Origin of the sequence: Streptomyces sp. NPDC087859 (assembly GCF_044742595.1) — a bacterium.
Lineage (GTDB): Bacteria > Actinomycetota > Actinomycetes > Streptomycetales > Streptomycetaceae > Streptomyces > Streptomyces canus_F.
Map to the genome: position 1 here is coordinate 212017 of NZ_JBIUUU010000012.1, position 13799 is coordinate 225815.

The window sequence follows — 13799 nt, forward strand, 5'->3', positions numbered from 1 at the left end:
CGCACGTGAACTGTCTGCACTGTCATACTCGTGGCTCGCGCTGCCTGCGGGCAGGGCCGGTCGGCGCACCCCGGGCGCGCCAACGGTCCCTCTCTCGGAGGGGCCGTTGGGCCTGGTCAGGCCGGGCCTCGCCGGGGCACACAGACCGGGGCGCCCCCGCAGACAAGTGGGGGCGCCCCGGTCCGACGGGCATACAGCCCTCAGATCAGCCAGCGGTTGCGGCTGACGAACGGCAGCCGCGCCCAGGCCTTGCCCAGGCCCCAGGTGGCACCGGCGCCCGCGGCCGCGAGGGCGATCAGGACGACGGCGTAGACGACGTGGTAGTCGGCGAACGGGTTGGTCGACATGCTCAGCGACCCGTCGGACAGATGCTTGGCCGGCGGCCACTCGGCGATCCACATCAGCGCCATCATGAGCGTGCCCGCGACCGCGGCGAGCCGCAGGCCGATGCCGGCGATCAGGGCGAGGCCGATGGCGAGCAGACCGAGCATGAACAGCCAGTTGGCCCAGGTGGCCCCGGCCCAGTCATGGAAGGTGGACTCCATCGGTCCGGCGGACACGCCGCTGAGGAAGCCCATGGTGGGCGAGCCGCCGTCGATCCAGCCCTTGCCGGACGGGGTCGCGTAGCCGAAGCCGAAGGTCTTGTCCAGGAAGGCCCACAGGAAGACGAACCCCGTCAGGACCCGCAGACCGGCGAACACGTACGCACGGGTCGCCGTCGCGGCGGCGGTCGTCTCGGCGTCGGAGGCGGGAGCCGTCCCGGTCCTGCGCAGGGACGGGAAACGGAATCCCAGGTGCCGGGTGGGGTGGTCGTGCACTGCCATGATGCTCATCCCTTTCGAGGGGCGCGACGCGCAGAATGCGATGGACGACTCTTGTTGCACCTTCAATGTCCCGCCCCGGCGACGCCCTTCGGAGGGGCTGCAGGGCCCGGGACCGCGGGCCGAACGGCCCTCTGTGCGGGGCCCGTTGGCTTCCGTCAGCGGTCCCGGGCCCAGTCGGCGATCTCAGGCAGGTCTGTACGGTGACGGGGGTGGCCGTGGCACGCCGAGACCACCGGCTTGTGCGGGGTGAACCGGCCGTCGTACTCGAAGTCGCTCGCACCACGTCCGGCTCCCGCTCGCCGCTCTCGGTGCCGGCCCACTCCCGGATCAGGGCCGACCGGCCCATCCGCCTCGGCCCCGGCGCTTGTCTTCAGGTCTTCGGCACCAGCACCACTGGGCAGTGGGAGTGGTGCAACAGAACGTGCGCGACCGGGCCGAGCTGTGGACCGAGCCGGCCTGCTCGCCGACGCGCGCCGATGACCACGACGCCAGCGTGGCGCGTACGCGTCAGCAGGGCGTGGGACGGGCTGGTGCTGACCGTCCGGCTGTCGACCCCGACCTCGGGATACTCCTCGCGCAGGCGGGCGATGCCGAACCGCGGAACGGCTTCTTCCGCCAGGTCGTCGCGCGCCTGGCGCTCCCGGCCCGCACTCGTCGCGCTCACCAGTGAAGGCAGTTCGGGCGTGGGGCGCCGGTGCGTCGGGGAATGCAGGACGTGCAGCTGGACCCCGCGCCGTGCCGCCTCCTGGAAGGCATAGACGGCTGCGGCCTCGTCGGCGTCGCTCTCCAGACCGAGCAGCACCTCGCGCCCCTCGTCGCAGGGGTGGTCCCCACGGACGACCAGCAACGGACCGTGCGCCTGCACAGCCAGGCGCCAGCTCACCGAACCGGCCAACAGGCCGCTCACCCCGCCGAACCCCCGGGTGCCCACGACCGTGAGAACCGCGTCCTTGCTCTCTCCCGCCAGCGCCCGCACGGCCCCGCCCTCCACTGCCCTCGTCTCCACCGGCACACCGGGGTGGCGCTCGCGGACCCGCGAGGCGGCCGACGCCAGAACGGGCCCCGCCTCATCGCGGTCGGCCACGGCGTAGACCACGCGCAACACGGCGCCGCGGCGCACCCCTTCCTCCACAGCCCAGTCCAGCGCCCGTACGGCGATCAGTGAACCGTCCACTCCAACGACCACATGACGGTCAGGCATTGTTCTGACTCCCTTCTGTTCCGTGCGCCGGTCACTCCCGTGATGTGCCGTCGGCGGCGAATTCGCAGCCGCCGGCACGCGGGGTACCAGGACGCCCCGCACGAGCGATGCTCGCCGCCCGCGGACGCCCCAAGGAGAGGCCGACAGAACCTGTCGACACGCCGTACGTCCCGAACCAGCGGGCCGTACGGCCCCGGGCCCGACCAAGAAGGCTGGCGGACCTTCATGCGGTGACATCCACCCCGTACACGGTTCGCCCACCGACGAACTCACGCCCGGCGACCAGCTCGGGCTCGATGCGAACGAAGACCTCCTGCGGCGCGGGAACCCAGGAGACCGGGCCTGTGCGGTCCAGGCACTCATGCTCGGCGGCGTCGGTCACCACCGTGGCCGCGCCCGTGACGACAATGCTCCAGCCGCAGTGTCCGGCCGCGTCGACATCGTCCACCTCGAAGGCAACCACCGCGCCGTCGATCGAGCGCACCAGTTCCGAGGCCGCAGAGGCGCGCAGCAGAACCCAACCGTCGGCGTCCAGGACGAAGTTGACCGGCAGCACGGCGGGCAGCGCCCCGCGTGTGCAGACGACGTGGCTGATGGGTGCCCTGTCCATCGGCCGCAGGCACTCCTGCCGCCCGAGTGCGCGGGATCCGTCGTTGGGGTTCATCTGCCGGCCCGTCCTTCGCCTGGTACAGCGGTGCTGCGTGCCTCTACCCTGAGCCGATCGGGGCCCGAGGACGAGGGGCCACGAGTCCCGGTCGCGCCGGAGAACGGGCCCGCGGTCGGGTGGGCCACGAGGGCGCGGCCGGTTCCGGCCGGTCACCGACAGGGGGCTCTCCGGCGGATCCTTCACGCCGTTGGTCCGGCAGGCGTCTTCGAGCTCCGTCCAGACCTGGCCACGGCCCTGGCCCGTGCACCGCAGGTCGTGACCGGAAGTTGATGTCCATGCGGACGTGCCGAGCGCGCCGCTGGACGTGCCGCGACATGCCGTCGATCGTCTACGGCACCGTCGTAGCCGGTCGCTTCACACGGCGGAGCCGCGCATTGCCGCAGCCCCGCGCGCCCCCTCTAAGGGGCTACTGAACCCCCAACAGAACGCGCCCGGTCTGCTCAACGCTCAGCCGGCACGCCATCGAGCACCATGCTCGGGACGCGCCGCGGACTCGCGACGCCTTCGGGCCCGTATCCAAGGCGGATGAGCATCTGAACATGACCGGTCCGACCGGGCATCGGACTCAGCGAACTCCGCAGGTCCGGCCACTCCAGCCCCTGGTGCAGCAGCGAGGCGCACACACGATGCGCTGTGGCGAGGAGCCACACGTGCTGAAGAGCCTGCCCGGCCCGCAGCCAGTCGGCGCGGCGGTCGTGCTCAGTGAGGAGCACAGCGATGACGGGTGCCGCCTCAAACGGTCGGGCGAGCAGCCGCTCGGTGTGCCGCTGCGCGGTGAAGTCCCGCAAGGGAAGGTGTTCGCGGGCGTCCTGGAGGCCGAGTACCGCCCGCGGCAGGCCCACGTCTGGCCTTGGTCGCAGGTCTTGGTGCACCCAGCGGTTGCTCTCGTCGGCGCGGTCGGCATCGACGCGGTTGCGGCGCTCGGCCTCTGCGGTCAGGCGGAGCAGCCGCCCCGTCTCGACGGGGTCGGGGAACCAGAGCCGAGCGCCCTCCGCGCGGGCCGCTTCACCGAGTTCGTTCCGTAGATACGGTGGCAACGGCCGCCCTGAGAACGGGAGGCGGCTGCTGCGCCTGCGCCAGATCGCTTCATACAGATCGGTCCGATGCTCCGTGGGGCGCCGGGCAGCGGCCCCTGCCAAGCGGACGATGGCGAGCAGGCCCGGGTCCTCCGGGGAGGGCAACAGGCGCCTCACCGGCGACCATCCGGCGTGCGCGATCGCGACCCGGAGATTCAGGAGGGACGCTCCCACCGAAAGATGCAGGGCGCGACCTGCCGGGTCCGCGTGGCGCAGACCGCGTTCCGGGGCGGCGCGCACCTGGAACGTGGCCGACAGGGGATCCAGGCGGAAGGACCATGGCTGGGTGTTGTGGATCGAGGGCGCGGCGACAGCGGCCCACACGCAGGTCTCCGGATTCACGGCATCCAGGGTTGTGTTGTGCACGATGCCCTCCTCACACGTCGCCGTGGGACAGGTAGTGCAGTGCGTTCCTACGAGCGTGGGTGCTTGGCCTTCACCCCGGTGAGAGGCCGATGGTCCCGCCGGCGGGCCGGACGGGCACACCTCACGGGTGTGAGCGGCTCTCGCGGCGGTGCGCCGGCATCGCCCACTCAGCCGGTTGCCAGGTCAGGGCGTACGAGGGTGCCTGATCTCCCGTGAATGATCTCGTACGCCGCGTCCAGGGCACCGATGGCCGCGAGTGCTCCAGTGCGCTCGACGAACCTGGCGGCTGCCTCCGCCTTGGGGCCCATGGACCCGGCCGGGTAGCCTCCGCGGCGCAGGTCGTCGGGGGTCGCGTCGAGGACGGGCTGCGCGTCGTGGGTGCCGTAGCCGGCGTAGACGCACGGGACGTCGGTGAGGATGAGCAGGAAGTCGGCCTTGAGGTCCTCGGCGAGCAGAGCCGCCGTGAGGTCCTTGTCGACGACCGCCTCGACCCCGGTCAGTGCACCGGTGTCCTGGTCGGCGGTGACCGGTACACCTCCACCGCCGGCGCAGATGACGAGGACGCCACTGCCCAGCAGTCCGTGGATGGTCTCGGTCTCCAGGATCCGTTCGGGCGATGGTGAGGGGACGACGCGGCGCCAGCCCGTGCCGTCCTTGGCGATGTGCCAACCATGTGTGCGAGCGAGGGACTCGGCGATCTTGCGGGGGTAGACCTGGCCGACGAACTTCGTGGGTGTGCCGAAGGCCGGATCGTCGGCCCGTACACGAGTGTGCGTGACCAGCGCGGCGATCGGGCGCCCCGGCAAGGCGTCGTACATCGCGCGGACCAGCAGGGAGCCGATCATCCCCTGTGTCTGGGCGCCGAGAAGGTCCAGCGGGTACGAAGCTCTGAGCGCCGGATCCGCGGCGCTCTCCATGGCGAGCAGGCCGATCTGGGGTCCGTTGCCATGGGTGATGACGATCTCGTGTTCCAGGGCGAGGCCGGCGATCGCGGTGGTCACCCTGTCGATGTTCGCCTCCTGCACGTCCGCGTCAGGGCGTTCACCCCGGTGCAACAGGGCATTGCCGCCGAGAGCGATGACGATACGCATGGTCTTGGTCCTCCAGGATGGTGTTGACGAGGGCGCTGCCGGAGTGGGGCCGTTCCCCGCCTGATCCAGGGCGATGGAGCCGGACGAGGAGACCTCCCCGGTGTCCTCGGCCGTCGAGAGATCCGCACTCCGAGGTGAGTGACGCGGCCACGGTGCACACCCCCCTCCCACGGAGGAGTGTCCCGACTTCATCGAACATCGAGGATCGTTCCGGCACAGGGTGCCGAAGGCCCCGGACGCGGTGCCAACCGGCCCGGACATGGGACCGGGTGGCCCATCGCCCGGCGCGGGGCACGTGAGCACGCAGGACATGGCAGGTTCGCACGCCGTGACTGGAGGCACGCCGTGAACGCTCCCGCCGCGGCCGACATGCTGCAGGCGCTGCCGGCCGAGCACCGCCGACGTCTGATGCGCTTCGCCCGTGAGGTGCCGTTCCCGCAGGGCACCCTTCTCTTCGAGGAGGGCGGCCGCGCGCCGACCGGTTCTGGGTCATCCCTACCGGAAGCGTCGACCTCGACATGCGGCCGTCATGGAGACTCTCCGACACGACGAACTCATCGGCTGGTCCTGGCTGTTCGCCCCGCATGCCTGGCATCTGGGTGCCGCGGCGACGAGCCCGGTCCGCGCCTACGAATTCGACGCCGTCGCGCTCCGCTCGATATGCCGGGACGACCCCGCACTCGGCACGAGCGTCACGCAATGGGGGGACGACGTCCTCGCCCACCGCCTTCAGGCGGCCCGCACCCGGCTGCCGAATCTGTACGCCCCGTACGGCAGCGGCAGCCTCCTGTGACCACGCCGACGAGTCGAAGAGACAGCGCCGAAGGAGACACCACGCACGCCAACCCGCACATCGTCAGCGATGTGATGCTTCGATCCGCTATTTGCCTCGAGCCGTGACTGGCCTTCGTGACAGGATCCGGCCGTGACGACGTTGTTCCTGACGGTCGGCCTGCCCGGGGCCGGAAAGACCACGAGAGCTCGACAACTGGCCAAGGGGCACAGCGCGCTGCGGCTGACGCCGGATGAGTGGATGCTCCCGCTGTTCGGTGATCCGCAGCCGGCCGGGAAGCGCGATGTGCTGGAAGGACGGCTGCTCTGGCTGGGTCTGGAGGCGCTGAAGCTGGGAACGAACGTGGTCTTGGATTTCGGATGCTGGTCTCGTGATGAGCGGTCCGCGATCCGCTGGTTGGTGATGTCTGTAGGCGCGTCCTGTCAACTCGTGTACGTGCCGGTGGACCATGAGACCCAACGTGCTCGGATCGCCCATCGCAAGTCGACCACCCCTGATCAGACCTTCGCAATGAACGAAGCAGACCTCTTGCACTGGAGGACCCTGTTCGAGGAGCCCGACGCCACGGAACTCGATGGACATGAGGTAGGAGGTCCGCCTCCTGGGTGGTCAGGATGGCTGGAGTGGGCGGCTGATCGGTGGCCATCGCTCGCGTGACTGTCCGGCCACCCCCGGTGCCACCCGGTAACGCAACCGTGCCAGGAGCGCCGAGCCCGGAAAGATCCGCCGGACAGGCCTCAGAACAGACTTGGGGCGGCCCTGAAACGCGGTCAGTGGTGCTTCCATCGGTACGTCGAGCATCCGCCGACCGCCGCGGAGATTGTGCTGTTCGACCGGTCCTGGGCTGCATCTCCCAAGAGACAGGAGCGCTTCCGGCGTCGGCTGGTCCGCTGCGGCGCTGGAAGCTGTCTCCGATGACCTGGAGTCGATCACCCGAAGGGAGGCCCACTCGCGGGCCGAGGGCCCAACGCCAGTGATCGCCGGCATCACCGAGACTCTGCGGCAGCCTCCGACAGTGCTCGATCTGCCGCCCAAGCCGTCATCGCCGGGACACGAGCACCCGCCGCGCGATCTTCCAGACCTGCGTCCCGATCACGCGGCGAGCTTCTGAGCCTCCGTCAGGCCTCGTGCTCCCGGTGCGGTACGACGGCGACCGCACAGGCGGAGTGGTGCAATGCCGCGTGGGCAACCCTTCCAAGCTGGAGCCCGAAGCGCCCCTCGCGACGCCGGGCACCGACAATCAGCAGGTCGGCCTCATGCGAGGCGTCGACCAGCACCCGGCGGGCGTGTCCCTCGACGGTGCGCCGGTGGACATCGACGTCCGCTGGGACATCCTGCAATGCCGCCTCCAGCTCCTCGACCGCCTTCTCCTCGTGCAGGCGAGCGGGATCTCCGGCCAGCAGTGGATGGTCGGTGGTCTCGTGCGCAGGGCACCTCCAGGCCCGTACGGCCTCCAGCGGCACGCCGCGGCGCCGCGCCTCCTCGGCGGCGAACCGCACGACCGCCGACTCCTTCACCTCCTCACCGACACCCACGACAACACGACCGTGGACCGGAGGCATCGCCTGGTTGTCGTGGCTGCCGCGCAGCACGATCACGGGGCAGTCGGCACTCGCCGCGACCGCAAGGCTGACGGAGCCGAGCAGCATCTCTGCGATGCCGCCGCGACCACGGGTACCCACAACCAGGACAGAGGCGTCCCGCCCCTCACGGAACAGGGCGTACTCCGGCTCCTCGAACACCACGTCGGCGCTCACCTGCACGTCGGGATGTCTCGTGCGTGCCCGCTGAACGGCGGCGCCGACGACGTCCTGGGGCAGCGGCAGCGCGGTCGGCCTGCCGATGTCCCGCGCCACTGCGGCACCCTCGTACCGATCCCACAGGCAGGCGTACACCATCCGCAGCGGCACTCCGCGCAGCACGGCCTCGTCGGCCGCCCAGTCGACGGCGCGCAGGCTCGGCTCGGAGCCGTCCACTCCCACGACCACGGGAGCGAGGAGGGCTCGTTCGACCGGTGCGTTCATATCTCCACTCCTTCAGCGGGTGCCTTCAGCCGTGCGCGACGACGGCGACAGGAGCGGTGGCGTGGTGCAGCACCGCGTGCGTGACAGAACCGATGTGGGCACCGATGGGGCTGCGGCGGATCCGGCGACCGACGACGACCAGCGATGCCTCGCGGGAGGCGTCGATGACCTGGTTGGCGGGACTGCCGGAGTGCGACGCCTCGACGACCTCGACGTCCGGGTACTTCTGCCGCCACGGGCGTAGTGCCGCGGCCAGCGCGGCGGCCTCCTGGCGGCCCCGCTCGGCGTTGAGCTCGGGGTCGGCGGGCAGTCCGTAGGCGAAGTAGGGAGGAAGGTTCCAGCCGTACACGACCTTCAGCGCGGTGCCGCGGCGGGAGGCTTCCTCGAAGGCGAAGGTGATCACTGTGTCGTCGGAGTGGCCGGCGTCGAGGCCGAGCACCACCGGCCGGTACGGGGTGGCGGCGGACGGGATGCCCGCCGGGTCCGGCTCGTGCTCGTCGGAAGCCTGTTCCCCGGCCCGCACCAGGACGACGGGGGTCTCCGTGTGGGCGATCACCGCCATGCCCACGGACCCCACAAGGAATCCCGCGAGGCCGCTCAGCCCGCGCGAGCCGAGGACAAGCAGCTCGGCGTCCTTCGACACCTCCGGCAGCGCGTCCATCGGTTTGCCGGAAATCTGCTCCACCTCCACGTGCACGCCGGGATGGCGCAGGCGGAGCCCGTCGGCCGTCTCACGCGGAATCCGTTCGCTCCAGTGCTGTTGCGTCTCGGCGCCCAGGAGCGGGGCCTGGGCCATGGGCTCGGGGACGGGTTCCCAGACGTGCACCAGCCGCAGCGGCAGGCCGCGCAGCTTCGCCTCGCGGGCCGCCCACTCTGCGGCTGCACGGCTCTCGGACGAGCCGTCGAGGCCCACGATGACGTTGCGGGACATGTTGTCCACCTCCTGGTCGGGGTTCTGATTCCAGAGTGGTGGCGACCAGGGACACGGTGCAGAGACCACAGGTCCCCGGTCCGGGGCCGATGGGCCCCATCGGCCGAGACATGTCCTCGCTGTGTCGGCTGTCGCTGCCGGGCCCACAGAAGTTGTCCCACGTGCCGACCGAGGTGACGGTGGCCGCATGACTGGTGCCGCAGGTGATGGCATACACAGGGATGACCGGCCTCCCACCGGTCGCCTGTCTCTGGGCTCTCGGTCGGCCCGGATTAGGCCACGGCGCTGATGACGGCCGCGCCGGCGATCACAGTGGGTCTGTTGTGCGTCGTGGCACCCGCGGTGCCGTCCGGCCCTCTCTCAGGAAGCCTCGCTGGGGCACCGAGCGGACCCGCGTCGTGCACACGGAGGTCGTCATCGTCCACGCCTGAGAACCGGCGCGTGTGTCGCAGCCAGTCGATGATCGGGACCCGGTCGCCCCAGTCAGCCGAGCATCCGCTTCCGCCACTGGGGACCGACCTGCTTCCACTCCGCGTCCCACTCCGCGATGCGTCGCCGCTCCAGACGCCCCCGGACCAGCCATCCGCACAGCAGCGCTCCGGCACCGGCGCTCGCCCCGAACAACACACCCGCGAACGTCGATTCCAGCATCGCCTCGGCCGCTGTGGAGGGCTCGGTGACCTGCTTGCCGGTGCTGTCAGTCCATACGGTGGCCGCTGTGCCCGCCTTGCTGCCGGGCTCGGCCCTCGCCGTGCCCGTGTGCGTAGACCCGTCAGCGGACGTCCACCGCACCTTCGCCCACACCGCGTCACCGCTGGTTCCGAACTCCGTCGCGGTCGCGGTCTTCGCCGCGTTCTCGGTCAGGGTGGCCGACACTGCGTGCACCTGGGCGCGCCGTGAGGCGATGCTGTCCTGCACGGCCTGCATCGTCATCTGGCCGACGATCAGGCTTCCCAGCAGGGCCAGAGTCCAGGTGGCGAGCACGATCCACGCCTCCGCGGAGTCGCTGCGGCGCCGGAGTGGATTGCTCCGCCACCGCCAGAACCACACCCGCTTCGCTTTCTTACGCCGCGTCTGTGCCATCGATGGACACCCCCATGCAATTGTCGCTCCGCGATGACCGTTCGGCATCGCGGCGGGCACGGAAGTGGTGTTCCGAATACGGCTGGGCCGTCGCGGACGCGCCGATGTTGTGCATCGCCCACTCCTCGGTATGTCACGGACCATTTCCAGCCTCGGCCGCGAACGCGCCGGCCGCATGGGCCGAGTGGCCCTGTCCTGGGCTCCGACCGGCTCTCGTCGCATGCGTCCCGCGCCTGTCTTAGCCGGGCTCGGCGGAATCTGCGGGGCGCAATGGGCCAGCTCAAGGACCGCTACCCGCAGGTGTACTTCAGTACCGAGCAGTTCTGCGCGCCCGCGCCCGAAGCCCTGGTCCCGGTGGGCGCGGTGGCCGAGCTCCCGCTTCCGGGCAGCCGTGCGTTCAGTGGCTTCGGCTGCTTCATGGCCTTGGCGACGGTGGACCACGTGCCAAGACCCCTCGTGCTGGTGCGGGCCGACCAGGCCGCCGAGGGGGTGCACGTGCCGGACGCCGACGGCCGGCCCTGGGCGCGCACCATACCGGGCTGTGGTGGTGGACGTGAACACGGGCCGTCCGTGCGAGGACGTACTGGCGTTCGCCCTCGAGAGCACGGCATTGCCTTCCGCGTCATTGCTCGTGGTGCGCCGAGGCCGGCCTGCTGGTTCTCGGCCGGAGGAACCGCCCAACCAAGGCCAGCCCTCACAGCGCGCCGGTCGGGCACGCGGTCATGCGCCACATCCGCTGCCCGGTCTCCATCGTTGTGTACGAGCAACCGGACGCAGGAGCACTCCTACGACCGCCAGGACCACGGACGGTACGGGGATGGCCACCGCCGCCCTGGCAGCGGCTCCCCAAGCCGAAGCGAAGGTGAGCCGAGCCGGACAGCACATCCCCTTTACCGCTCCAGCACCGGTACCCGCCACACCAGCATGGTGCCCCCGCCGGCCGACGTGCCCAACTTCAATTCCCCGCCCAACTGTTGTGCCCGCTCAGCCATGTTGCGCAGACCACTGCGGCGACCGTCCGGCGGGATGCCCACGCCGTTGTCGGACACCGTCAGCCGCACCTCGCGGCCGTCGGTCTCCAGGACCACTTCGGCACGGTCGGCGCGAGCGTGTCGCGCGATGTTGGTCAGCGCCTCGGAGAGCACCGCCACCACATGCTCGGCGGTCTCCCTGGGCACGTGGGTGTCCAGCAGGCCTTCCATCCGGAGGCTGGGCGGGAAGCCCAGCACCGGCGCGGTCTCGCCTGCCAGACGCACGACCCGGGCCCGCAGGCCGGGCTCGGTGCCGTCGTCCCGTTCGCGTAGACCGAAGATGGTCGATCTGATGATCTTGATGGTCTCGTCCAGGTCGTCCACGGCCCGCAGCACCCGCTCCGCGGCCTGCGGGTGCTCGATGAAGCGGCCCGCACTCTGCAGGGTCATGCCGGTGGCGAACAGTCGCTGGATGGCGAGGTCGTGCAGGTCCCGGGCGATACGGTCGCGGTCCTGCAGCACCGCGATCCGCTCGGCGTCGCTGCGGCGTTCCGCCAGCTCCATCGCCACCGCGGCCTGGGCTGCGAAGCCCAGCAGCGGCTCGGTCTCCTCCTCGGAGAACACCGTCCGGCCCGCCTCACGAACCAGCAGGACCACGCCCCGCACCCCGTCGCCGGTGCCGATGGGGACGGCCACGGCCGGCCCGAGCCCGGTGAACCGCGGCGGCCCGGCCGAGTCCTTCTCATCCCGCGAGACATCCGGGCTGGTGACGGAGGAAACCGTGGAGAAGGCCCGGCCGATCAGGCTGTCGCCGACGGGCAGCACCAGTCCGCGGTGGATCTCCGCCTCCTGCCCGATGGCCAGTTCGACGGTGAGCGAGTCGGTGCCCTCCATGGGCACCGCGACCACGGCGAGCGCCGCCCCGGTGTTCTCTCTGGCCCGCTCGGCGATCAACGCGAGAACCTCGGCGCGCTCGCTGCCGGACATCAGGCTGTGGGTGATCTCCGCGTTCGCCTGCAGCCAGCGCTCGCGCAGCCGGGACTCCTCGTACAGCCGGGCGTTGTCGATTGCCACACCGGCCGCTACCGCGAGGGTCGCCAGTACCGACTCGTCGTCCTCGTCGAACTGCGCCCCGCCACGCTTCTCGGTCAGGTACAGGTTGCCGAAGACCTGATCGCGCACCCGGATCGGGACGCCGAGGAAGGTGTTCATCGGCGGATGGTGGGCCGGGAAGCCGTACGAGGCAGGGTGATCGGAGATTTTCGCGAGCCGCAAGGGCTCGGGGCGGCGGATCAGCTCCCCGAGAATGCCGTGCCCCTCGGGGTAGCGGCCGATCCGGGCGATCTGGTCCTCGTCGATCCCGACCGTGAGGAACTCCGACAGCAATTCGCCGCCCGGCCCGATCACCCCCAGCGCGGCGTACTCGGCCTCGACCAGTACCGCCGCGGCCTCCACGATGCTGCGCAGCGCCTGCTCCAGGTCCAGCTCCCGCCCGACCGAGAGCACCGCCTCCAGCAGGCTGTGCACCCGGTCCCGGGTACCGCGCGCCGCGTCCAGACGGGCCTGGAGCTCCTCCAGCAGCTCATCCAGCCTCAGCTGCGGCAGCCGTACGCGAGCCTCTCGGGACTCGTTGGAGCTTCCCACCTGCGATCCTCCAGCCCCTTTGCACGCCCGCGCTCGACCATGCTGGTCAGTCGCCACAATATCGGGCCATCGGCTGGTCGGGGCAGGGTGGGTTCGGGACCGGACGGCTCGGGGCGACGGTCGTGCTCACACCCCGCGGCGGGCGAGCCGAGGGGGCTGTGGCCCAGCGGATCCCGGCGAAGCCCAGTGCGGTTCGGCGGCACCCCGAAGAGACGCGAGGCCGCGCCTGACAGGCGGCTCGGCCGCATGAGCGCAACCCGCCACGACGGGCCCGCCGAGGAGACACCGGACTTCCATCGGAACGCTCAGCGGCCGTGGCCCTCCTGCTTGAGCCTGTCCTGGGCCTGCGTGGCGATGACGGCGGCCTGGATGCGTCGTTCCACACCCAGTTTCGCCAGCAGGCGGGAGATGTGGTTCTTCACCGTCTTCTCCGCGAGGTAGAGCCGCTGGCCGATCTGGCGGTTGGTGAGTCCTTCGCCGATCAGGGCCAGGATCTCCCGCTCCCGGTCGGTCAGACCTGGCAGGGCGTCCGGTTCCTCCTCCACCTGCTGGCCCTGGCGGAGTCGGGCCATCAGCTTGGTGGTGGCGCTGGGGTCGAGCAGGGACTGCCCTCGGGCAACCGTGCGCACGGCCGACACCAGGTCCGAGCCCTGGATCTGCTTCAGCACATAGCCGGACGCCCCCGCCATGATCGAGTCGAGGAGTGCCTCCTCGTCGTCGAACGAGGTCAGCATCAGGCAGGCCAGCTCCGGCATGCGCGAGCGCAGCTCACGGCACACGGTCACACCGTCACCGTCGGGCAGCCGGACGTCCAGCACGGCCACCTGCGGGCGCAGGGCGGGAACACGCACCAGGGCCTGCTCGACGTTGCCGGCCTCGCCGACCACGGTGATGTCCGGCTCGTCGTTCAGGAGGTCGCGAACGCCGCGGCGTACCACCTCGTGGTCATCCAGCAGGAAGACCTGGATCGGGCCGTCCGGGCCGGTCTGCTCGCTGACCGTCATCAATCGCTCCTCGAGTCACATGTTCTGCGCCGCTGCCCGTCGACAGGCAGCTCGGCCTCCGAATCGAGATCCTTGTCGCATCCGGACCGAAAGACCAGGGCCGGTCGGCCCTGATTCCCACACC

The 13799-nt window shown here is 70.6% G+C and carries 11 protein-coding genes and 3 pseudogenes; 4 read left to right on the forward strand and 10 right to left on the reverse strand.

Features of this window, described 5'->3' with window-relative positions:
* Positions 1 to 200 precede the first annotated feature (200 nt).
* The 5 genes from ACIOHP_RS29425 to ACIOHP_RS29445 all read right to left on the reverse strand — a co-directional run bounded on the left by ACIOHP_RS29425 (position 201) and on the right by ACIOHP_RS29445 (position 5225).
* A complete protein-coding gene (locus tag ACIOHP_RS29425) occupies positions 201 to 824 on the reverse strand; it encodes a hypothetical protein (protein ID WP_401892151.1) in 624 nt (207 codons plus the stop codon).
* A gap of 370 nt (positions 825 to 1194) precedes the next feature.
* Complete coding sequence (locus ACIOHP_RS29430; protein ID WP_401892152.1) at positions 1195 to 2025, reverse strand: universal stress protein; 831 nt, start codon at positions 2023 to 2025, stop codon at positions 1195 to 1197.
* 223 nt (positions 2026 to 2248) lie between these two features.
* On the reverse strand, positions 2249 to 2689 hold the full coding sequence (locus ACIOHP_RS29435) for a pyridoxamine 5'-phosphate oxidase family protein (protein WP_401892153.1): 441 nt from the start codon (positions 2687 to 2689) through the stop codon (positions 2249 to 2251).
* Between the two features lie 443 nt (positions 2690 to 3132).
* Entirely contained in the window at positions 3133 to 4134 is a 1002-nt protein-coding gene (locus ACIOHP_RS29440; RefSeq protein WP_401892154.1) for an Acg family FMN-binding oxidoreductase, read from the reverse strand.
* Between the two features lie 167 nt (positions 4135 to 4301).
* The gene (locus ACIOHP_RS29445) at positions 4302 to 5225 is read right to left on the reverse strand and encodes a carbamate kinase (RefSeq protein WP_401892156.1); all 924 of its coding nucleotides are present in this window, start codon (positions 5223 to 5225) and stop codon (positions 4302 to 4304) included.
* A 369-nt stretch (positions 5226 to 5594) separates the two neighbouring features.
* Between ACIOHP_RS29445 and ACIOHP_RS29450 the strand changes: the two are divergent.
* The 4 genes and pseudogenes from ACIOHP_RS29450 to ACIOHP_RS29465 form a co-directional block, all read left to right on the forward strand.
* A pseudogene (locus tag ACIOHP_RS29450) lies at positions 5595 to 6018 on the forward strand (cyclic nucleotide-binding domain-containing protein).
* Between the two features lie 132 nt (positions 6019 to 6150).
* Positions 6151 to 6675 carry an AAA family ATPase gene (locus ACIOHP_RS29455; RefSeq protein ID WP_401892158.1) on the forward strand — a complete coding sequence of 175 codons (525 nt, stop codon included), beginning with the start codon at positions 6151 to 6153 and terminating at the stop codon, positions 6673 to 6675.
* Positions 6676 to 6777: 102 nt separating this feature from the next.
* Positions 6778 to 6849, forward strand: a pseudogene (locus ACIOHP_RS29460) (hypothetical protein); the annotation flags it as partial.
* A 27-nt stretch (positions 6850 to 6876) separates the two neighbouring features.
* Positions 6877 to 6973: pseudogene (locus tag ACIOHP_RS29465) on the forward strand (polyphosphate kinase 2); the annotation flags it as partial.
* Between the two features lie 163 nt (positions 6974 to 7136).
* Here the strand turns inward: ACIOHP_RS29465 and ACIOHP_RS29470 are convergent.
* The 5 genes from ACIOHP_RS29470 to ACIOHP_RS29490 all read right to left on the reverse strand — a co-directional run bounded on the left by ACIOHP_RS29470 (position 7137) and on the right by ACIOHP_RS29490 (position 13675).
* Positions 7137 to 8042, reverse strand: coding sequence for a universal stress protein (locus tag ACIOHP_RS29470; RefSeq protein ID WP_401892159.1), 906 nt, complete (start codon positions 8040 to 8042; stop codon positions 7137 to 7139).
* Between the two features lie 25 nt (positions 8043 to 8067).
* On the reverse strand, positions 8068 to 8973 hold the full coding sequence (locus tag ACIOHP_RS29475) for a universal stress protein (protein WP_401892161.1): 906 nt from the start codon (positions 8971 to 8973) through the stop codon (positions 8068 to 8070).
* Positions 8974 to 9456: 483 nt separating this feature from the next.
* On the reverse strand, positions 9457 to 10056 hold the full coding sequence (locus ACIOHP_RS29480) for a hypothetical protein (RefSeq protein WP_401892163.1): 600 nt from the start codon (positions 10054 to 10056) through the stop codon (positions 9457 to 9459).
* An 890-nt stretch (positions 10057 to 10946) separates the two neighbouring features.
* Complete coding sequence (locus ACIOHP_RS29485) at positions 10947 to 12671, reverse strand: GAF domain-containing protein (protein ID WP_401892164.1); 1725 nt, start codon at positions 12669 to 12671, stop codon at positions 10947 to 10949.
* 305 nt (positions 12672 to 12976) lie between these two features.
* On the reverse strand, positions 12977 to 13675 hold the full coding sequence (locus tag ACIOHP_RS29490; RefSeq protein WP_401892165.1) for a response regulator: 699 nt from the start codon (positions 13673 to 13675) through the stop codon (positions 12977 to 12979).
* Between the last annotated feature and the right edge of the window lie 124 nt (positions 13676 to 13799).

Excerpts from the sequence above, each read along its gene's own strand:
- ACIOHP_RS29425 (WP_401892151.1), bottom strand. The coding sequence starts at position 824 with ATGGCAGTGCACGACCACCCCACCCGGCACCTGGGATTCCGTTTCCCG.
- ACIOHP_RS29430 (WP_401892152.1), bottom strand. The coding sequence starts at position 2,025 with ATGCCTGACCGTCATGTGGTCGTTGGAGTGGACGGTTCACTGATCGCC.
- ACIOHP_RS29435 (WP_401892153.1), bottom strand. The coding sequence starts at position 2,689 with ATGAACCCCAACGACGGATCCCGCGCACTCGGGCGGCAGGAGTGCCTG.
- ACIOHP_RS29445 (WP_401892156.1), bottom strand. The coding sequence starts at position 5,225 with ATGCGTATCGTCATCGCTCTCGGCGGCAATGCCCTGTTGCACCGGGGT.
- ACIOHP_RS29470 (WP_401892159.1), bottom strand. The coding sequence starts at position 8,042 with ATGAACGCACCGGTCGAACGAGCCCTCCTCGCTCCCGTGGTCGTGGGA.
- ACIOHP_RS29475 (WP_401892161.1), bottom strand. The coding sequence starts at position 8,973 with ATGTCCCGCAACGTCATCGTGGGCCTCGACGGCTCGTCCGAGAGCCGT.
- ACIOHP_RS29480 (WP_401892163.1), bottom strand. The coding sequence starts at position 10,056 with ATGGCACAGACGCGGCGTAAGAAAGCGAAGCGGGTGTGGTTCTGGCGG.
- ACIOHP_RS29490 (WP_401892165.1), bottom strand. The coding sequence starts at position 13,675 with ATGACGGTCAGCGAGCAGACCGGCCCGGACGGCCCGATCCAGGTCTTC.